The 18664-nt window shown below is 65.2% G+C and carries 18 protein-coding genes; 9 read left to right on the plus strand and 9 right to left on the minus strand.

Features of this window, described 5'->3' with window-relative positions:
- Positions 1-4 precede the first annotated feature (4 nt).
- The 5 genes from EPD66_RS06170 to EPD66_RS06190 all read right to left on the minus strand — a co-directional run bounded on the left by EPD66_RS06170 (position 5) and on the right by EPD66_RS06190 (position 4738).
- Complete coding sequence (locus tag EPD66_RS06170) at positions 5-703, minus strand: ABC transporter ATP-binding protein (RefSeq protein ID WP_142847616.1); 699 nt, start codon at positions 701-703, stop codon at positions 5-7.
- Complete coding sequence (locus EPD66_RS06175) at positions 703-1458, minus strand: ABC transporter ATP-binding protein (RefSeq protein WP_142847617.1); 756 nt, start codon at positions 1456-1458, stop codon at positions 703-705. The genes EPD66_RS06170 and EPD66_RS06175 overlap by 1 nt, the downstream gene beginning before the upstream one ends.
- Positions 1451-2437, minus strand: coding sequence for a branched-chain amino acid ABC transporter permease (locus EPD66_RS06180; protein WP_142847618.1), 987 nt, complete (start codon positions 2435-2437; stop codon positions 1451-1453). Before EPD66_RS06180 ends, EPD66_RS06175 begins: the two co-directional genes overlap by 8 nt.
- 14 nt (positions 2438-2451) lie before the next feature.
- Positions 2452-3372 carry a branched-chain amino acid ABC transporter permease gene (locus tag EPD66_RS06185; RefSeq protein WP_142847619.1) on the minus strand — a complete coding sequence of 307 codons (921 nt, stop codon included), beginning with the start codon at positions 3370-3372 and terminating at the stop codon, positions 2452-2454.
- A 184-nt stretch (positions 3373-3556) separates the two neighbouring features.
- Positions 3557-4738, minus strand: a complete 1182-nt coding sequence (locus tag EPD66_RS06190; protein WP_142847620.1) for an ABC transporter substrate-binding protein — start codon at positions 4736-4738, stop codon at positions 3557-3559.
- A 190-nt stretch (positions 4739-4928) separates the two neighbouring features.
- Between EPD66_RS06190 and EPD66_RS06195 the strand changes: the two genes are divergently transcribed.
- The 4 genes from EPD66_RS06195 to chrA all read left to right on the plus strand — a co-directional run bounded on the left by EPD66_RS06195 (position 4929) and on the right by chrA (position 9156).
- The gene (locus EPD66_RS06195; RefSeq protein WP_142847621.1) at positions 4929-5354 is read left to right on the plus strand and encodes a YeeE/YedE family protein; all 426 of its coding nucleotides are present in this window, start codon (positions 4929-4931) and stop codon (positions 5352-5354) included.
- A gap of 3 nt (positions 5355-5357) precedes the next feature.
- Positions 5358-5792: a DUF6691 family protein gene (locus tag EPD66_RS06200; RefSeq protein ID WP_142847622.1), complete on the plus strand. Its 435-nt coding sequence runs from the start codon at positions 5358-5360 to the stop codon at positions 5790-5792.
- Positions 5793-5893: 101 nt separating this feature from the next.
- Positions 5894-7684, plus strand: coding sequence for an SLC13 family permease (locus EPD66_RS06205; protein WP_142847623.1), 1791 nt, complete (start codon positions 5894-5896; stop codon positions 7682-7684).
- Positions 7685-7785: 101 nt separating this feature from the next.
- Positions 7786-9156, plus strand: coding sequence for a chromate efflux transporter (chrA, locus tag EPD66_RS06210; RefSeq protein ID WP_142847624.1), 1371 nt, complete (start codon positions 7786-7788; stop codon positions 9154-9156).
- On the opposite strand, the gene EPD66_RS06215 is transcribed toward chrA, so the two are convergent.
- A complete protein-coding gene (locus EPD66_RS06215; RefSeq protein ID WP_142847625.1) occupies positions 9144-10085 on the minus strand; it encodes a glutathione S-transferase family protein in 942 nt (313 codons plus the stop codon). The two genes, chrA and EPD66_RS06215, sit on opposite strands and share 13 nt — an antisense overlap.
- Before the next feature lie 146 nt (positions 10086-10231).
- Here EPD66_RS06215 and EPD66_RS06220 point away from each other — a divergent pair, with 146 nt between their 5' ends.
- Entirely contained in the window at positions 10232-11239 is a 1008-nt protein-coding gene (locus EPD66_RS06220; RefSeq protein WP_142847626.1) for an SDR family oxidoreductase, read from the plus strand.
- Positions 11240-11381: 142 nt separating this feature from the next.
- Here the strand turns inward: EPD66_RS06220 and EPD66_RS06225 are convergent, their stop codons facing one another.
- Positions 11382-12506, minus strand: a complete 1125-nt coding sequence (locus EPD66_RS06225; protein WP_221930891.1) for a polysaccharide pyruvyl transferase family protein — start codon at positions 12504-12506, stop codon at positions 11382-11384.
- A 192-nt stretch (positions 12507-12698) separates the two neighbouring features.
- Here EPD66_RS06225 and EPD66_RS06230 point away from each other — a divergent pair, with 192 nt between their 5' ends.
- From EPD66_RS06230 to EPD66_RS06240, 3 genes are read left to right on the plus strand one after another with little or no spacing between them, the layout of a single operon-like run.
- Positions 12699-13580: a hypothetical protein gene (locus EPD66_RS06230; RefSeq protein WP_142847628.1), complete on the plus strand. Its 882-nt coding sequence runs from the start codon at positions 12699-12701 to the stop codon at positions 13578-13580.
- Positions 13581-13604: 24 nt separating this feature from the next.
- Positions 13605-14069, plus strand: a complete 465-nt coding sequence (locus tag EPD66_RS06235) for a RidA family protein (RefSeq protein WP_142847629.1) — start codon at positions 13605-13607, stop codon at positions 14067-14069.
- A gap of 1 nt (position 14070) precedes the next feature.
- Entirely contained in the window at positions 14071-15684 is a 1614-nt protein-coding gene (locus tag EPD66_RS06240; protein ID WP_185961282.1) for an EAL domain-containing protein, read from the plus strand.
- 190 nt (positions 15685-15874) lie between these two features.
- Here the strand turns inward: EPD66_RS06240 and EPD66_RS06245 are convergent, their stop codons facing one another.
- Positions 15875-17155 carry a TIGR03862 family flavoprotein gene (locus EPD66_RS06245; RefSeq protein WP_142847631.1) on the minus strand — a complete coding sequence of 427 codons (1281 nt, stop codon included), beginning with the start codon at positions 17153-17155 and terminating at the stop codon, positions 15875-15877.
- A 38-nt stretch (positions 17156-17193) separates the two neighbouring features.
- Here EPD66_RS06245 and EPD66_RS06250 point away from each other — a divergent pair, with 38 nt between their 5' ends.
- Positions 17194-17448, plus strand: coding sequence for a hypothetical protein (locus EPD66_RS06250; RefSeq protein ID WP_255448387.1), 255 nt, complete (start codon positions 17194-17196; stop codon positions 17446-17448).
- A gap of 3 nt (positions 17449-17451) precedes the next feature.
- On the opposite strand, the gene EPD66_RS06255 is transcribed toward EPD66_RS06250, so the two are convergent.
- A complete protein-coding gene (locus tag EPD66_RS06255) occupies positions 17452-18657 on the minus strand; it encodes a DUF445 domain-containing protein (protein WP_255448394.1) in 1206 nt (401 codons plus the stop codon).
- Between the last annotated feature and the right edge of the window lie 7 nt (positions 18658-18664).

Consider the following 18664-nt stretch of genomic DNA (forward strand, 5'->3'; position numbering starts at 1 on the left):
CGTTTCAAACGTGCAGGAATCTCTCCTTCACCGTTGGATCGGCAGCCAGTTCCGCGCTGGTGCCGGTCCAGCGGACCCGCCCTTTCTCGATCACCACATGGCGGTCGGCGAAGGCCGTCAAGGCATCCACATTCTTGTCGATGACCAGGATGGCCTGGCGGTCGGCGCGCAAGGCCTTCAGGCAGGACCAGATCTCTGCCCGCATCTGGGGAGACAGACCCTCGGTAGCCTCGTCGAGAATCAGCAGCTTGGGATTGGTCGCCAGGGCGCGCCCGATGGCCAGCATCTGCTGCTCGCCCCCTGAAAGCTGCGAGCCGAGATTGCCACGTCTTTCCTTCAGCCGGGGAAACAGCTCGTACACCTTGTCCAGCGTCCATTTTGGCGGACCGAAGCGGCTGGCCGAGGTGGCATACAGATTTTCCTCGACGGTCAGTGTGGGAAAGACCTGCCGTCCTTCCGGAACCAGTCCGATCCCGGCGCTGGCGATCTGATAGGGCTTGCGGCCCGAAATCACCACATCCTCGAAGCGCACGATGCCGTGGCGAGGCTTGAGCAGGCCCATGATGGTGCTGACCGTGGTGGTCTTGCCCATACCGTTGCGGCCCAGCAGAGTCACGGCCTCGCCCTGGCCGATCTCGAAGGAAATGTCGAACAGGACTTGGCTGTCGCCATAGGCGGCGGCGAGATTGGAAACAGAGAGCATCAGGCGGCATCCTCGCCCAGATAGGCGGCGCGGACCTCGGGCGAGGCGCGGACGGCATCGGGCGTGTCGGTGGCGATCACGCGGCCATAGAGCAGGACCGTCACCCGGTCGGCCAGGGCGAAGACCGCATCCATGTCATGTTCGATCAGGAGGATGGTGTACTCCTGCTTCAAGCGCTTGAGGATCTCGATCATGCGGGCCGATTCCTCGTTGCCCATCCCCGCCAAGGGCTCGTCCAGCAGCAGCAGGCGGGGCTGCGTCGCCAGGGCGATGGCGATTTCCAGTGCCCGCTTCTCACCATGGGAAAGCGCCCCGGCCAGGATGTCCATCCGCGCGCCCAGCCCGACCAGCGACAGCAGCTTGGCCGCTTCCTCGTTCAGCGCCTTTTCGGACGCGGCGATGCCGAAGAAGCGGAAGCTCGATCCCGACCGCCCCTGCACCGCCAGGGCCACATTCTCCAGGGCCGAAAAGCCGGGCAGGATCGAGGTGATCTGGAAGGTCCGGGCGATGCCCCGGCGCACCCGCTCGCGCATCGGCAGGGCGGTGACGTCCCGCCCCTCGAACAGGATCTGCCCGCCGTCCGGGTCGATCAGCCCCGAAACCTGATGCATCAGCGTCGTCTTGCCGGCACCGTTCGGGCCCAGGATGGCGTGCAATTCGCCTTCCGGGAAATCCAGCGTCACGTTGTCGGTGACCAGCAAGGCACCATAGCGCTTGGTCAGGCCATCCAGCCGCAGCAAGGGTGTGTCAGTCATTGTTCTTCTTCCCCGTCAGCAGGCCGAGGATGCCCTGGCGCAGGAACAGGGCGACGAGGACCAGAAGCGGGCCGAGGATGATCTTCCAATGCTCGGTAAAACCGGCCAGTCCTTCCTCCAGCAGCAGCAAAGCCGCCGCGCCGATCACCGCGCCGTGCAGCGAGCCCAGCCCGCCCAGGATGACCATGATCAGCAATTCGCCCGAACGCTGCCAGGACATGTAGGCCGGGCTGACGAATTCCGCCTGGTTGGCGAGCAGGAAACCGGCGAGGCTGCACATCATCCCGGCGATCACATAGGCGGCGAGCTGGAAGCGGTAGGGGCTGAAGCCGATGGCTTCCATCCGCACCGGGTTCTCCTTGCTGCCCCGCAGCACCCGCCCGAAGCGCGAGACGACCATGGCCCGGCACAGCAGGTAGCAGCCCAGCATCACGGCGAAGGTGACGTAGTAGAAGATCGTCCGGTTGCCCAGGATATCGCTGCCGAAGACCTGACTGCGGGTCCAGATGGTCAAGCCGTCATCGCCGCCATAGGCCGACAGCGAGGTGGCGAAGAACATGATCATCTGGGCGAAGGCCAGGGTGATCATGATGAAATAGACGCCCTTGGTGCGCAGCGAGATGGCGCCCGTCACCAGGGCGAACAGGCTCGCTACGGCCAAAGTGATGGGAAGCTGGACATGGGCTTCCTCGATGCCGTGCGAGGCGAGGATGCCGACCGCATAGGCGCCGATGCCGATGAAGGCGGCATGGCCCAGGCTGACCATGCCGCCGAAGCCCAGGATCAGGTCCAGGGAAATGGCGGCGATGGCGAAGATCATGATCCGGATCAGGATCGACTGGAAGAAGGGATCGGCCCCAAAGGCCACCGCCAACGGCGCCAGGGCGAAGGCCAGGAACAGGACGGCGGGCAGCAGATTGCGCCGCAGGCCGAAGGGGCCCTTGGGCAAGGCGGCGGAGGGAATGACGGCTTCGTTCATGCTTGCGGCCTTTCTCACCGCCGCGCCGGGAACAGGCCGGCGGGCCGGAAGAACAGGACGGCCGCCATCAGGATATAGATCAGCATCGGCGCGATGGCCCGGCCCGTCTGGCTGGCCGTGGCGGCGGGCATGAACAGGCGCAGCAGGTCGCCGAAGAAGGACCGCCCCAGCGTGTCCACCAGTCCGATCAGCAGCGCGGCGATGAAGGCGCCCCGGATCGAGCCGATGCCGCCGATGACGATCACCACCATGGCCAGGATCAGCAGGTTGTCGCCCATGCCCGGCTCCACCGACAGGATGGGCGCGACCATGATCCCGGCGAAACCGGCCAGCATGGCGCCGAAGCCGAAGACAATCATGAACAGCCGCCCGATATTGACCCCCAGCGCCGAGACCATGCGCGGATTGCTCGCCCCCGCCCGCACCAGCATGCCGACGCGGGTATGATTGACCCCGAAATACAGCAGCAGGGCCACGGCCAGGCCCGCGCCGATGATGACCAGGCGATAGACGGGATAGAGGACGCCATCCATCAGCACCACATTGCCCGACAGCATCTCGGGCACCGGCACGCCCAGCGGCGCCGCGCCCCAGATCAGCTTGACCGCCTCGTTCAGGAACAGGATGACGCCGAAGGTCGCCAGCACCTGCGAGAGATGATCCCGCTCGTAGAGATGCCTGAAGACCAGGACCTCCAGGATGATGCCGACCACCAGCGCCGTCGGCAGGGCCAGCAGCAGGCCCCAGAGGAAATTGCCGGTCAAGGCGGTGAAGGTCGCCGCCAGATAGGCGCCGATCATGTATTGGACGCCATGGGCCAGATTGACGAAATCCATGACCCCGAACACCAGGGTCAGGCCCGCCGCAATCAAGAACAGCAGGATTCCGAATTGCAGCCCGTTCAAGGTCTGAACCACCAACAGCGTGGTCGACATCCGCGCGTTTCCCTTCACCTGAACCTTAAAAAGCCGGAACGCTTTGGGCCCGCCCCACCCTTCGAGACGCCACTGCGTGGCTCCTCAGGGTGAGGCTATTCCAAATGCTCTGCCCTCATCCTGAGGAGGCCCGAAGGGCCGTCTCGAAGGATGGGCAAACGCTCCGACATCCTTTGTGGAAAGATCAGCTCCCCAGACGGCACTGCCCGGCATAATCATCGGCGTAATCGTCGAAGATCTTCTCGACGATCTCGGTCTGGTACTTGCCGTCCTCACGCTTGGCGGCCTTGACCAGATAGAAGTCCTGGATGGGATAGCCGTTGTGGTTGAACGTGAACTCGCCGCGCAGCGAGGGGAAATCGGCCTTCATCAGGGCGGCGCGGACGGCGTCCTTGTCGGACAGGTCGCCGCCGACACCGCGCACGGCGCTGTCGAGAAGCTGGGCGGCGTCGAAGGCCTGCATGGCATAGGTGCCGGGCACATTGTCGAACGCGGCTTCATAGGCCGCGACGAAGGCCTTGGACTGTTCGTTGTCGAAATCCGGCGCCCAATTGGCGCCGCCGAAGAAGCCGACGGCATCGTCGCGCTGCGCCGGCAGGGTCGTTTCATCGACGGTGAAGGCGGAGAGGAACTTCACCTTGTCGGCCAGACCGGCCTGGCGGAACTGCTTGGTCAGGTTGACGCCCATGCCGCCGGGCATGAAGGTGAACAAGGCATCGGGCTGAAGGGCGGCGATCCGCGCCAGTTCGGCCGAGAAATCGAGCTGGCCCAGCGAGGTGTAGATCTCGTCCACGATCTCGCCTTCGTAGTGGCGCTTGAAGCCGGCCACGGAATCCTTGCCCGCCTGGTAGTTCGGCACCATCAGGACCACGCGCTTCAGGCCTTCGTTCTGCGCGTGCTTGCCCAGTACGCCGTGCATCTGGTCGTTCTGGTAGGAGGTGACGAAGTAATAGGGGCTGCAATCCCTGCCGGCGAAATTCGAGGTGCCGGAATTGGGGCTGATGAAGAAGGTCTCGGACTGGACCACCGGCTTGAACATGGCGACGGCGATGTTCGAGAAGACCGGGCCGACGACGAAATCGACCTTGTCGCGCTCGATCAGGCCGCGCACACGGTTGACCGCCACGTCGGGCTTCTGCTCGTCATCGACGACGATCACTTCCGCTTCGATGCCGCCGATCTTGCCGCCATTCTGCTGCACCGACAGCAGGAAGCCGTCGCGGATCTGCTGGCCCAGCACCGCCGACGGCCCCGTCAGAGTGGTCACCAGACCGATCTTCACCTTCTCCGCCGGTGCCGCCTGCGCCACGCCCCCCAGCGCCGCGAACGCGACCGCCGACAGCAGAACCTTCTTCAATCCCCTCATCTCTCTCTCCTCATCTCCTTCCCGCCTGCCGGAAGATGAACCAGCAGCGGCCGCACAGCCTTGCAGAAGCAGCGGCAGGAGGCAACAGAGGAGAAGCCCGCAAAGCAATCATTGCCGATTCCGCTTGTATTTCAGGCAGGGCCGAAATATTAGATAAACTTAATAAAAGTCCAGGAACGGTAGAAAGCCCATGGAAAACTTCACTCCCCTTTCCGCCGCCATCGGCGGCTTGTTGATCGGCCTGTCTGCGGCCCTGTTGTGGATCGGCAACGGCCGCATCGCCGGGATCAGCGGCATTCTGGGCGGCCTCGTTTCGGCCCGGCCGGGCAACACCGCCTGGCGCGCCGCCTTTCTCGCGGGAATGATCGCAGCCCCCTTGCTCTACGGCCTGCTGGGCGGAACGATCCCCACGCCCACCGTCGCCGCCACGCCGGGCATGGTCGTCGCCGCCGGGCTGCTGGTCGGCTTCGGCACCCGGCTGGGCAGCGGATGCACCAGCGGCCATGCCGTCTGCGGCCTCGCCCGGCTGTCGCGCCGGTCCCTGGCCGCCACCGCCCTGTTCATGGCGACGGCCATCCTTACCGTCTTCGTCACCCGTCACCTGCTGGGAGCCTGAACCATGGCCGCCCTTCTCCTCGCCCTGCTGTCCGGCCTGCTCTTCGGCCTGGGCCTGACGGTTTCGTCCATGATCGATCCCGAAAAGGTGCTGGGCTTTCTCGACTTGGCGGGGAACTGGGACCCCAGCCTCGCCTTCGTCATGGCCACGGCCATTCCCGTGGCGGCCCTGGGCTTCGTGCTGGGGCGGAAACGCCGCGCGCCGCTTGCCGTCCCGGACTTCCAGGAACCGGGAATGAACCGGATCGACCGCCCGCTGGTGCTGGGCGCCATCCTGTTCGGCCTGGGCTGGGGGCTGGTCGGCTTCTGCCCCGGCCCGGCCCTGACGGCGTTGGGGCTGGGCCTTGCCGAGGCCTGGATCTTCGCCGGTTCCATGCTGGTGGGAATGGTCGGCTATGAAGTGGTGAAGATCTTCCTCCGCCGCGTCCCGGCGGCCTGATCCTCCCCCTTCCGCGAGGGACGTCTTACAGTGGGGCGCACTCGGGTGCATATTTGCGGCACCACATCTTCCGAATACAGGGGCTGCGAGGGGGAGGAACATTGACATTCGCGCAAGGGGCGATTCTCGCCATCCTGTTCGGGGCCATGGCGCTGTTCATCTGGGGGCGCTGGCGCCATGACCTCGTTGCCATGATGGCCCTGCTGGCCGGCGTGGCCGTCGGGCAGGTTCCGGTGGAGACAGCCTTTTCCGGCTTCGGCCATCCCGCCGTCATCACCGTCGCCTCCGTGCTGGTGTTGAGCAAGGGCCTGTTCAATTCCGGCGCCATCGACATCCTAGCGCGCCACGCCTTGCCCGCGAAGGCGGGGCCGACCATGCTGATCCTGAGCATGTCGGGGCTGGCGGCCTTCCTGTCGGCCTTCATGAATAATGTCGGCGCACTGGCGCTGATGATGCCGGTGGTGATCCAGGCCGCGCAGAAGAACAACATTCATGCCGGTCTGCTGCTGATGCCGGTTTCCTTCGGCTCGATCCTGGGCGGCATGACGACGCTGATCGGCACACCGCCCAACATCATCATCTCGGGCTTCCGCGACCAAGCCGGAAAGGCGCCCTTCGCCATGTTCGACTTCGCCCCCGTGGGGCTGAGCGTGGTCGTCGCCGGGATCGCCTTCATCACCCTGATCGGCTGGCGGCTGCTGCCCAAGCCGAGGCAGCAAAGCAAGACCGACAACGAATTGTTCGACGTCGGCAACTACTTCACCGAGATCTACATCCCCGACGGTACCCTGGTCGGGCGGACGCTGGCGGCTTTCGAGAAGGAACTCGCGGAGGTGGGCGGGCAGATCATCGGGCTGGTGCGCGACGACGAACGCTTCCTGGCGCCCAGCCGCTGGCGCCGCATCAAGGCCGACGACATCCTGGTGGTCGAGGCCGAACCCCAGGCCCTGACCGATTTCATCACCGCCTACGGCCTTAAGCTGGTCGACGACCGCAAGATGAGCGAGGAAGCGCTGGAAGCCGCCGATATCGAGATGATGGAAGTGGCGGTGCGGCCGGGCAGCCCGCTGGACCAGCGCAGCGTCAAGGATATCCAGCTTCGCTCGCGCTTCGGCGTCAATCTGCTGGGCCTATCCCGACAGGGCCGCCGCCTGCCCTGGAACAGGTTGCGAGACCAGCGTCTGAAGGCGGGCGACGTCCTGCTGCTGCAAGGCCGCGGCGACCGGCTGGCCGACGTCATCGCCCAGTTCAATTGCGTTCCCCTGGTCCAGCGCGGCCTGAAATTCCCCCGGCGCCGCGAGACCATTCTCGCCGTCGCCATCATGGGGGCCGCCATCGCCCTGACCACCCTGGCCGGTATTCCGGCCCAGATCGTTTTCGCCGCCGCCGCCGTGCTGTTCGTGATCACGCGGCTGGTGCCGTTGCGCAATCTCTACGATTCCATCGACTGGTCGGTGATCGTCCTGCTGGGCGCCATGATCCCCCTGGCCACGGCCATGGAGGAAACCGGCACGGCGGCGATGATCGCCAACACCGTCATCAACAACCTGTCGGGCGGCTCGCCGGTGATTGCCCTGGCCCTGATCCTGATCGTCACCATGACGCTGTCGGATTTCATGAACAATGCCGCCACAGCCGCCGTCATGGCACCCATCGCCGTCGTGTCGGCCCATCATTTCGGCAGCAGTCCCGACGCCTTCCTGATGGCCGTGGCGATCGGCGCCTCCTGCGCCTTCCTCACGCCCATCGGCCACCAGAACAACACCCTGATCCTCGGGCCCGGCGGATATCGCTTCGGCGATTACTGGCGCATGGGGCTGCCGCTGGAAATCGTCGTCATCGCGGTCAGCCTGCCGGCCTTGCTGTTTTTCTGGCCGCTGACGGGGGGATAAGGACGGCCCTTCTTCCTGGGGGCGAAAGTCGTTTTAAGACAAAGGAAAACCGGTCTAATATCCGCCCCCGTCCGCCTACCCCGAAAGAGCAGGCCTTCCTGATGCAATCGCCGCCCCTGGCCCCGTCCGAACACGTCCCCTTCCGCACCGCCTTCTGGCTTTGGCTCAAGATCGGGCTCTTGAGCTTCGGCGGCCCCGCCGGGCAGATCGCCCTGATGCACAAGCTGGTGGTGGACGAGCGGAAATGGGTCAGCGAGAACCGTTTCCTGCATGCCCTGAATTACTGCATGCTGCTACCGGGACCGGAAGCCCAGCAATTGGCCATCTATATCGGCTGGCTGCTGCATCGCACGCTGGGCGGGCTGGTGGCGGGCATCCTGTTCGTGCTGCCAGGCGCGCTGGTGATCCTGGCCTTGAGCATCCTCTATGCCGGTTTCCAGGACGTCACGCTGGTCGAGGCCATCTTCTACGGCATCAAGGCGGCCGTGCTGGCCGTCGTGGTGCAGGCGGTTCTGAAGATCGCCGCCAAGGCGCTGAAGAACGGCTATATGTACGGCATCGCCGCGGGCGCCTTCGTCGCCATCTTCTTCTTCGACATCGCCTTTCCCATCATCATTGCGGCGGCGGCGCTGATCGGCTTCCTGGGCAAGAACTGGAAACCCGAGAAATTCCTGGTCATCAAGGATCATGACAGCGCAGACAGCGACGGCATCGTCGATGCCGCCATCCGGGCCGGACGCATGGATCATGTGCGCCCTTCCACCAGCCGGGCCATCAAGATCATCGTGATCTGCCTGCTGCTGTGGCTGGGGCCGCTGGTGGTGCTGGCCGCCGTGCTGGGCCCGGCGCATGTCTATGTCCAGGAAGGCCTGTTCTTCAGCAAGATGGCAGTGGTCACCTTCGGCGGCGCCTATGCGGTGCTGGCCTATGTGGCGCAGCAGGCGGTCGGCACTTATGGGTGGCTGGCGCCGGGCGAGATGCTCGACGGTCTGGGCATGGCCGAAACCACTCCCGGCCCGCTGATCATGGTGCTGCAATTCGTCGGCTTCATGGCCGCCTACCGCAATCCCGGCATGCTTGATCCGATGGTGGCGGGTGTTTTCGGCGCCCTGATCACCACCTGGGTCACCTTCGCCCCCTGCTTCCTGTGGATCTTCCTGGGCGGGCCCTATATCGAATCCTTGCGCGGCAACAAGAACTTGAGCGCCGCCCTGTCGGCGATCACGGCCGCCGTTGTCGGCGTCATCCTGAACCTGGCCCTGTGGTTCGGGCTGCATGTCCTTTTCGCCGAGGTGGGCGAATGGCGCGGTTTCGGCCTGCGCCTGCTGCTGCCCGATCCCGCCACGCTGGATGTGCCGTCCGCGCTGCTGGCCGTCGCCGCCTTCCTGGCCCTGTGGCGACTGAAGGCAAATATGATCCTGGTTTTGGCCGTCAGTGCCGTTGCCGGAACCGCCCTTTTCTACGTCCAATAGGGCACATTCCGGCGGGTCGGGGCGGAATAATCCAGCTCCGGCCCCTTGGGCACGATGCCGGTGGCGTTGATCATGCGGTGACTGGCGTAGTAATGGGTCTTGATATGGTCGAAATGCACCGTCTCGGCGACACCGGGGATCTGGTAGAGGGTCCGGGTATAGTCCCATAGCTCGGGAAAGTCGCTCAGGCGGTTCCGGTTGCACTTGAAATGGCTGTAATAGACCGGATCGAAGCGCAGCAAGGTGGTGAACAGCCGCCAATCGGCCTCCGTCACCTTGTCGCCCAATAGGAAAGGCCGGTCGGAGAGACGCTGTTCCAGCCGGTCCAGGGCGGCGAAAAGCTGATCATAGGCCTCTTCATAGGCCTCCTGGGTGGTGGCGAAACCAGCGCGATAGACGCCGTTATTGATGGCGGGATAGATCTCGTCGTTCAGCGCATCGATCTCCTCGGCCAGTTCCGGCGGACGGAAGAGCGGCCCCTTGCTTCCCGGCCAGCGGTCGAGCAGGCGGATGATCTCGGAAGATTCGTTGTTGACGATGGTGCCCGTCCGGCAATCCCACAGCACCGGCACGGTGACCCGTCCGGTATAATCCGGGTCCGCCTTGACATAGACCTGCCATAGGCGGGTGGCGCCGTTGACCTTGTCCGCGCCTTCGGCGATCTCCCAGCCGTTTTCCAGCATCAGCGGTTCGACCACGGTGACGCCGATGGCATCCTGCAATCCCTTCAGGCTGCGATAGATCATGGTGCGGTGGGCCCAGGGGCAGGCCCAGGAGACATAGAGGTGATAGCGCCCGGCCTCGGGCGGGAACTTGCCGCCTTCCTCGACCTGGTTGCGGAAGGCGGCGGAAGACCGCTCGAACCGTCCCCCGGTCGAAGACGTGTCGTACCACTTGTCCTGCCAGACTCCCTCCACCAGCAATCCCATGACTCCCTCCTTCGCTGCGATCCCGGCCGATCCCCTCAAGGTGGCGGCACAAGGTCCCGGCCGCAACCATTCCCTCGCGGCGCGCCAGAACCTTTCGGTCAGCAGAGGTGTTCGGCCAGTGAGCCGTCACCAGCAGGAAGCCGTTCATGACAGTCAAGCTCAAACCCCTCAACCGCCAGGTCATGGTGATCACCGGCGCAACCAGCGGGATCGGCCTCGCCACCGCCCGCATGGCGACTGAATCCGGCGTCCGCCTCGTCATCGCCTCCCGCGACGAAGAAACCCTGCACCGCCTGTCCGAGGAATTACGGCGCAAGGGGCCCGGCTGCGTTGACGTGCCCGCCGACGTTGCCAATCCCCGCGACGTGCAACGCATCGCCGACACGGCCATGCGAACCTTCGGCGGCATCGACACCTGGGTCAACAATGCCGGTGTTTCCATCTTCGGGCGCCTGGACCGCACGCCGCTCAGCGATCACCGGCGGCTGTTCGAGACCAATTACTGGGGCGTCGTCCATGGCTCGATGATCGCCCTGCCCTATCTGCGCCGCTCAGGGGGGGCGCTGATCAATATCGGCAGCGTCGCTTCCGAGGTCAGCCTGCCCGAACAGGCCGCCTATTCCGCCAGCAAGCACGCCGTCATGGGCTTCACCGAAGGCCTGCGGATCGAGCTGATGCAGGACAACGCGCCGGTTTCCGTGACGCTGATCAAGCCCGCGGGCATCGATACGCCCTTCCGCGAGCATGCCCGCAACTACATGGGCAAGCCCGCCCGCGTGCCGTCGCCGGTCTATGCCCCGCATCTGGTCGCCGAAGCGATCCTCTACGCCGCAGCCAATCCCACCCGCGATATGGTGGTAGGCGGCGGCGGGAAGATGATGACCACGATGAACAAGCTGGCGCCCGGCCTGATGGACAAGGTGATGGCCGCCACCATGGGCCGCCAGCAGCGCACCGACGTCGAGCCCCGCCCCCTCGGCGACGCGCTCTACAAGCCGGGAAAGGACGGTTACGAGCGCTCGAACTGGCAGGGCCATGTAAGGGAACATAGCGCCTATACCAGCGCCATGCGCCATCCCTGGCTGACCACGGCCGCATTGTTGGGGATCGGCGCGGCGGCATTCACGATGCTGAATGGACGAAAGCTCTATTGACCCGACCGCGCAAAGGGATAGTCCGTCAGTCTAATCCTTGCGATACGTGCGCGAAGGTGCCATTTGAAGCGACGAGAACCTTCTTCATGCGAAGAGAACTTACGGGAGGCTGAGGCCTCCCTTTTTTTGTCCGCACCCCTTCCTAGACCGGCACGATGGGGCCGCCCCCTGTCCTGGGCAGGATGACCTCGGCCGCCAGGGGCATCGTGCGCCGCGCCGCCGCCTTCAGCATCTCCACGCGCGGCGCGACCGCAGGCGGCTGGCGATGACGCTCGTCCCACAGGCGGTCGAGATCCGCCAGGAACAGGCCGCTGCGTTCCGCCGGTACCGCCGCACGACGCGGCAACCCCAGGGCGCTGATCAGGTCTGCCACCTTGCTGGCATAGGGCAGCGCCATCAGCGGCACGCCCGACAGGGCCGCGAAGATCAGGAAATGCAGGCGCATCCCCACGGCCATCTGGAAATAGGGCATCATGGCCAGCAATTGTCGCGGGCGGTAGTCGAAGCCCAGCACGCGGGCGCGATGGGGCAAGGCCATGACCCCCAGCACGCGATGGGCCTCGCGCAGGTCGGCATATTCCATCGGGATGAAGACGACCTGGGCGTCGAAACGGCGGATGATGTAATCGGCCGTGTCGGCCAGCAAGGCGTGATAGGCCGATTGGCTGAGATCGGGTGCGGCGCCGCCCGCTTCGCGCAGGGACAGGGCCACCAGGTTGTTCTGCGGGTCGAGTCCCCCCGTCCGCAACAGATCCTCACCGCCCGGCTCGGGTTCCAGCAGAAAGGCTAAATCGGCCGTCACGGTGATCGGCGTGCGGACGCCGATCTCTTCCAGCACCCGCCGCGCCCCCGTCTCGCGCACGGTGATACCGGCCATCCGTTCCAGCCCGTCGCGCACGGCCCGCTGTTCCTCGCGGTCGTGCAACGGGCCGACGCCGATGGCGAAGGCGAAGGTGGGAATGCCCAGTTCGTGGGCGATCATCACCTCGCGCAGATAGGCCCCGGCCTCGTAATCGTAGAGGATGCCGCCGCCGCCCAGCAGCAGAAGGTCCAGCCGCCTGATCTCGGGCAGGATCTCCTCGCGCAGCACGTCGCGCGGACACAGCACCCGGTCCACCAGGTGATGACGCCGCGTATGCTCGACATTACGGGTAAAAACGACGATTTCGGCATCGGGAACGACTTGGCGGATCTGCGGCACGGTAGAGGACAGGATCGCCTCGTCTCCCAGGTTGAGGCCGCCATAGGAGCCGGATATCCCGATCACAGGCATAGGCTTTCCCCCCTTGCTGCTCCCGGCGGAACACGACCACACCAGGAACGTGGCAATGAAAGCTGTGGTTTCATCTATCCGATCGGACTAGTGCTGTTGCGGTAGGATTGCCCTTCCCCCCTCCGAGCGACCTGGGCTTCCGGAATTTCTCCTGGTCATAAGCCATGTGCGTGATAATTTGCGGCAATGATCGACGCCCGGTTTGATGCCTTTCTCACGTCCCTGCGCCCGTCGCCCGAAGACCACGCCCGCGCCCGGGCGGCCGCCATCGTCATAGCCGAGTCCCTGCGTCGACATTTCCGTCCTGACGCCCCGCTGGACCTGCGCGACGACCTGCTGGTGGCGGGCAGCGTCGGCAAGCTGACCGCCCTGGCCCCGGCGGCGCAGGTAGACTTGCTTTATCTTCTGCCGGATGCCGAACGCGGCCAGTCCCATCCCATCGAAACGGTCGAGGCCGTGCTGCGTGCGGCCTTTCCCCGCCGCGTCGCCCTGGTGGCCGGTGAAAGCTGGGTGAACACGCCCGCCGCCCAGGTCCGCGTGCTGCCCGCCTTCATCGAGGAAGAGGGCTTCCTCGTGGCCTTGGCGGGACGCTGGCGCCACAGCAATCCCGTCGCCGAAGCTGCCGCCCTGCGCCTGACCGACCGCCTGCATGACGGCCGCGCCACCGGTCTGCTGCTGCTGGCCAAGGCCTGGGCCCGGCAATGCGCCGTGCCGGTCTCCTCCTTCGAGCTGGAAATCCTGGTGCGGGAATATCTGGGTGCCGACCCTGCCCCGAAATCCTGGCCCGACCTCTTCACCGCCTTCCTGGCCTGGGGCCGTGCCCATACGCCCGGCGGCTTCGACATGCCCGGCGGCTGGGAAAAGCTGGAGATCGGCAACGCTTGGCATGGCCCGGCGGAAAGCGCCTATTGGCGGGCGGTGCTGGCGGGACGTCACCAGGCCTCGGGCGATATATCCGAGGCCATCGGGGAATGGCGACACCTTTTCGGAGAAGATTTTCCCGATGCCGCGCCTATCACGCTTTCACCCCATAGACCGCCACCCCCGATCCGGGATAGTGTTTCATAGATAAACTTTCGCGCAGGAGGAAAAATGGCCGGCAAGGTCGAAGCCCGTCTCAAGGATCTGGGCCTGCAACTGCCCCAACTGGCGGCACCCGTCGCCAATTACGTTCCTTACGTCATCAATGGCGACCTTCTGTTCGTGTCGGGCCAGATCACCCTGAAGGACGGCACTCCCGCCTTCATCGGCAAGCTGGGTGCCGAATTCAGTACCGACGAAGGCTATGAAGCCGCCAAGCTGTGCGGCCTGAACCTGATCTCGCAGGTCAAGTCGGCGCTGGGCGATCTCGACCGGGTACGCCGCGTCGTGCGCCTGGGAGGCTTCGTCAGCTGCACGCCCGACTTCACCGAACAGCCGCAGGTGATCAACGGCGCCTCGGACCTGATGGTCGAAGTCTTCGGCGAGGCCGGACGCCATGCCCGCGCCGCGGTCGGCGTTCCCAGCCTGCCCAGGGGCGTGGCGGTGGAGGTGGAAGGCATCTTCGCCTTCGATTGACATGAACGCCGTCGATCCCTCGCTTCGCGCCCAGCGCGACCGCTTCCTGGCCTTTGCCTTCGCCGGAGCCGACGTGCTTCTGGAGCTGGGGCCGGAAGGGGACATCCTGTTCGCCGCCGGGGCGAGCGCGGCCATTTTCGGCCTCGCCGACGACCGGCTGCCGGGCCTGCTTCTCAATCAGATGACGGCCGAGGCCGACCGCCCTACCCTGGCCGAGGCCCTGCACCGCTTGCGCCAGGACGGGCGGCTTCATCGCATCCGCCTGCATTTCACCCTGCCCGACGGCACGCTGGTCCCGACCGAATTGTCCGGCATCGCCACGCAGGGGCCGGGCGGCACCGTCCATCTGACCGTCAATCACCTGCGCGCCGCGCCACAACAGGACGGCACGGAGGGGGCTGGGGAGCCTGATTCCGACGGCTTCGCCGACCTCGTCTGCAACCGCCTCAGCCAAGCGCGCAAGGATTCCGCTGGCCATGCCGTGACCCTGGTCACGCTGCCTCTCGATCCCTCGCAGCTGGCGACGGCGGAAGCCCTGCTGCGCGCTTGGTCGCTGGGGGGCGATTCCGTCCGGCGCATCGGCGAGAATTCCTTCGGTCTGCTGCATGAAGGCACTCTCGACCCTGCCACTTTGGCAGCACGGCTGGGCAAGACCCTGGGCATCGCGGACCCAGCCTGGGCGACGGTGACGCTGGATGCGCCGCTGGGCCAGCCGGACCTGCTGCGCTGCCTGCGCCACCTACTCGGCTGCTTCGGCGAGTACGGCATCCTGCCGCATTCCTCGCTGGCCGAGACCTTCACCGAACTGACCGTCGAAACGCAGGAGCAGACGGTCCGCTTCCGCAGCCTGCTGGAGGCCGAAGCCATCCGCTTCGTCTTCCAGCCCATCGTCTGCCTGAACCATTGGACCGTCCTGCAATACGAGGCGTTGGCCCGTATCGAACAGCAGGGAAAGCTGGTCTTCCCCAGGGAATTCCTGGAAACGGCGCGCAACCTGGACCTGGAGCACGAAGTCAACCTGGCCATCTGCCGCCGCGCCATCGCCGTCCTGCAGGACAATGCCGGCCTTCCCGTCGGCGCTAAACTGGCCCTCAACCTGTCCACCCGCTCCCTCGACAACAGCGCCTTCGCCAACAAGCTGGTGGTGATGCTCTACGAGCACGAGGGGCTGCTCTCGCGCCTGTCCTTCGAAATCACCGAAAGCCCGGAAGTCCAGAATCTGGAGGGGGTCAACCTCGTACTGCGCCGGCTGCGCTCCTTCGGCTGCAAGATCTGCCTGGACGATTTCGGCGCCGGTCCCTCGGCCTTCCAGTCCCTGCGCGCGCTGGAGGTGGACACCATCAAGATCGACGGCAGCTATCTGCTCGACGCCTTCGACAGCCGCCACGGCAAGCCCTTCCTGCGCGCCATCGCAGGCATGGCGAGCGAGATGCACATGAAAACCATTGCCGCCATGGTCGAGCAGGAAAAAGCCGTCCATCTCTGCCGAGAGATCGGCATCGATTACGGCCAGGGCTATTACTTCTCCAAGCCCGCCGAGGACGTCACGGTCACCACCCTGCCCGCCAAGCCCTTTTCCAACCTGGCGGCGCCTCAGCTGAAGATAGGACGATAGAGTCTCGTGCCTTCAATGCGCATCACGGTCTGATTTCATCTTCGCCCTCGCCGGGCCCGCCTCATGCTTCGAGACGCCGCTTCGCGGCTCCTCAGCATGAGGCTAATTCGATAAATATCTCAATTTGTTAATCCTCATGCTGAGGAGGCCCGCAGGGCTGTCTCGAAGCATGGCTGCTTTGCAGGCTGTTTCAGACCTTTGTTCCGACCCACCAGCCGGTGCTGAAACAGCCCTGGAGCAGATAGCCCCCCGTGGGCGCATCCCAATCCAGCATTTCGCCGCAGGCGAAGACGGAGGGCAGTTTTTTCAGTTCCAGCGCCTCGGTCAGTTCGTCGAAGGCGATGCCGCCCGCCGTGGAGATGGCTTCCTCCACCGGACGCAGGGCCTCCACCCGCACCGGCAGGGCCTTGATGGCGGCGGCCAGCTTGGCAGGGTCGGCCAAGGCCTCGGGGGCGCAGTCGCGGATCAGGGAATAGGACGGCGGCGGCAGCTTCAGGGCCTTCTTCAGGTGATTGGGAAGGCTCGCCGCCCCCCTGCCCTGGCTCAGGCGGCGAAGGATTTCCTCCTGTCCCAGGTCGCGCTTGAGGTCGATCCGCAGGACCCCGTGGCCCTGCCTCCGCAACTGCTCGCGCAGGACGGCGGAAAGGGCATAGACGGTTCCCCCTTCCAGGCCGTAGCGCGTGATGACGATTTCACCGCCCGCTTCCTGGCCGCCGCAGGACAGGACCACATTCTTCAGGGGCTGACCGGCGAAGCGCTCGCGCAGGGGCTCCGACCAGGCCACCTCGACGCCGCAATTCGAGGCCTCCAGCGGTGCCACCCTCACCCCCTTCTCTTCCAGCAGGGATACCCAGGCGGCATCCGATCCCATGCGCGGCCAACTGGCCCCGCCCAAGGCCAGGATGGTGGCGTCGGGACGACGGATGATCCGTCCCTCGGCGCTGTCGAAGATCAGGGCTCCGTCGCCGTCCCAGCCCAGCCAGCGATGGCGCGTCCGCAGGCTCACCCCCAGTTCGGCGAGATGAGCCAGCCAGGCACGCAAGGTGGCCGAGGCCTTGAATTCCTTGGGAAAGACGCGGCCCGAGCTGCCGATGAAGGTTTCCACCCCCAGCCTGCCCAGGAAAATACGCAGGTCCTCGGGCGAGAAGGCGTCGAGAAACCGGGCGAAGACCTCGCTCCTTTCGCCATAGCGGGCGAGGAAACGCTCGCGGGGTTCGGAATGGGTGAGGTTGAGGCCGCTGCGCCCGGCCAGCAGGAATTTCCGGCCCACCGAAGGCTTGGCCTCGAAGACTTCGACTTCCGCGCCGCCTTGCGCCGCCGCCGTGGCGGCCATCAGTCCCGCCGGCCCACCGCCGATCACCACCACCTTTTTCGCGCCGCCCATACCCGTCGCTTCTCCTTTCGATAGGGGCGAGAGCCTACCCAAGGGCGCGCGAAGTGGGAAGAGCGGAACTCTTTGCGCCTTCTCCATGTTCGTTCTTGCATGAGCAACCTGACCAATGGAGCCCCATGATGAAGCTTTCCGCCCTCAGCATCGCCGCAGCCAGCCTGCTGCTCGCCGCTTGCGGCACCGATACGGGCGACCGCACCGCCAGCGGCGCGGGCATCGGCGCGGCGGCCGGCATACCCTTCGGCCCGGCCGGTGTGATTGCCGGCGGCGCCATCGGCGCGGGCACGGGTGCCACCACCAGCCCGGACGCCGTCAATCTCGGCACGCCGCTTTGGGAGCAGGAGAACCAGGCGGCGCAGACGCCCGAGGAATAAGCTCTACGGCCAGCCAATGGCCTGCGTCAGCGCATGGATGAGCAGGCCCACGGCACCGCCGACCACGGTGCCGTTGATGCGGATATATTGCAGGTCCTTGCCGACCTGCAGTTCCAGCTTGTCGACCAGGGTGCGCGTGTCCCAGCGTTCGACCACACCGGCGATGAAGCGGCCGATCTGGTCGCGCTGGGGCACGGCATAATGCAGCACGATGCGTTCCAGCCAGCGGTTCAGGATGGCCTGCATCTTGGGATCGCTGTCCAGGCGCCGCCCCAGGCTGAGCAAGGCACGTTCCAGCCCGGTGCGGATGGCGCCTTCGCTTTCGTCCAGGTCGGCCAGCAGATGCGCCCGCAATTCATTCCACACCGAGCCGAGATAGGCCTGCACCTCGGGATTGGCCAGGAATTCGGCCTTCAATTCCTCGCCCCGGGCGCGGTATTCGGGGGAATGCAGCAGGTGATGGCAGAATTCCTCGACCGCCACCGAGAAATTCTCGCGCCAGGGATGATCAGGATCGCGCATTTCCAGCAGCGTGTCCTCGATCCCCGTCACGATCTTGGCGAAAATCTTTTCATCGACGAATTTTGGCAGCCACCAAGCTGACTTGGCCTCGACCTTCTCGCGCAGTTCCTCGCGGTGGTTGTAGAGGAAGTCCGCGGAGATATCGAGCAGGCGGTCGAACAGCACCTGATGGTGGCGGTGAGCGACCAGCACGCCCAGCACGCGGGCCAGCAAGGGCGCCGCCTCGACCGCCGCCAGGCGGCGGGTGATGGCGTCGCGCACGAAGACCCTCACATGCTCGTCGTCCAGCGCTTCAAGGATCGGCTTGACGGTTCCCGACATGCGGACCGCCAGGAAGCGCGCATTGTCCGGCTGGGCCAGCCAATGGGCCACCTTGCGGCCGCTGTCCATGTCGCGCAATTTCTGGCGGATGAGGACCGGATCGAGGAAATTGGTCGAGATGAAACGGCCCAGCGACTGGCCGATGCGGTCCTTGTTACGCGGAATGATCGCCGTATGGGGAATGGGCAGGCGCAGCGGATGGCGGAACAGCGCCGTCACCGCGAACCAATCGGCAATGGCCCCGATCATTGCCGCCTCGGCGAAGGCCTCCACATAGGACAGCCAAGGATAGACTCCCATATACTGGCGGGCGAGGATGAAGACCACCAGCATCAGCACCAGAAGGCCCGAGGCCAAGCGGCGCATCTTCTTC

The organism is Telmatospirillum sp. J64-1, assembly GCF_006980715.1.
Lineage (GTDB): Bacteria > Pseudomonadota > Alphaproteobacteria > Rhodospirillales > Magnetospirillaceae > Oleiliquidispirillum > Oleiliquidispirillum nitrogeniifigens.

What these genes read in the sequence shown, in the direction of transcription:
- EPD66_RS06170 (WP_142847616.1), bottom strand. Translation starts at nt 703, where the DNA reads ATGCTCTCTGTTTCCAATCTCGCCGCCGCCTATGGCGACAGCCAAGTC.
- EPD66_RS06175 (WP_142847617.1), bottom strand. Translation starts at nt 1,458, where the DNA reads ATGACTGACACACCCTTGCTGCGGCTGGATGGCCTGACCAAGCGCTAT.
- EPD66_RS06180 (WP_142847618.1), bottom strand. Translation starts at nt 2,437, where the DNA reads ATGAACGAAGCCGTCATTCCCTCCGCCGCCTTGCCCAAGGGCCCCTTC.
- EPD66_RS06185 (WP_142847619.1), bottom strand. Translation starts at nt 3,372, where the DNA reads ATGTCGACCACGCTGTTGGTGGTTCAGACCTTGAACGGGCTGCAATTC.
- EPD66_RS06190 (WP_142847620.1), bottom strand. Translation starts at nt 4,738, where the DNA reads ATGAGGGGATTGAAGAAGGTTCTGCTGTCGGCGGTCGCGTTCGCGGCG.
- EPD66_RS06195 (WP_142847621.1), top strand. Translation starts at nt 4,929, where the DNA reads ATGGAAAACTTCACTCCCCTTTCCGCCGCCATCGGCGGCTTGTTGATC.
- EPD66_RS06200 (WP_142847622.1), top strand. Translation starts at nt 5,358, where the DNA reads ATGGCCGCCCTTCTCCTCGCCCTGCTGTCCGGCCTGCTCTTCGGCCTG.
- chrA (WP_142847624.1), top strand. Translation starts at nt 7,786, where the DNA reads ATGCAATCGCCGCCCCTGGCCCCGTCCGAACACGTCCCCTTCCGCACC.
- EPD66_RS06215 (WP_142847625.1), bottom strand. Translation starts at nt 10,085, where the DNA reads ATGGGATTGCTGGTGGAGGGAGTCTGGCAGGACAAGTGGTACGACACG.
- EPD66_RS06220 (WP_142847626.1), top strand. Translation starts at nt 10,232, where the DNA reads ATGACAGTCAAGCTCAAACCCCTCAACCGCCAGGTCATGGTGATCACC.
- EPD66_RS06230 (WP_142847628.1), top strand. Translation starts at nt 12,699, where the DNA reads ATGATCGACGCCCGGTTTGATGCCTTTCTCACGTCCCTGCGCCCGTCG.
- EPD66_RS06235 (WP_142847629.1), top strand. Translation starts at nt 13,605, where the DNA reads ATGGCCGGCAAGGTCGAAGCCCGTCTCAAGGATCTGGGCCTGCAACTG.
- EPD66_RS06240 (WP_185961282.1), top strand. Translation starts at nt 14,071, where the DNA reads ATGAACGCCGTCGATCCCTCGCTTCGCGCCCAGCGCGACCGCTTCCTG.
- EPD66_RS06245 (WP_142847631.1), bottom strand. Translation starts at nt 17,155, where the DNA reads ATGGAGAAGGCGCAAAGAGTTCCGCTCTTCCCACTTCGCGCGCCCTTG.
- EPD66_RS06250 (WP_255448387.1), top strand. Translation starts at nt 17,194, where the DNA reads ATGATGAAGCTTTCCGCCCTCAGCATCGCCGCAGCCAGCCTGCTGCTC.
- EPD66_RS06255 (WP_255448394.1), bottom strand. Translation starts at nt 18,657, where the DNA reads ATGCGCCGCTTGGCCTCGGGCCTTCTGGTGCTGATGCTGGTGGTCTTC.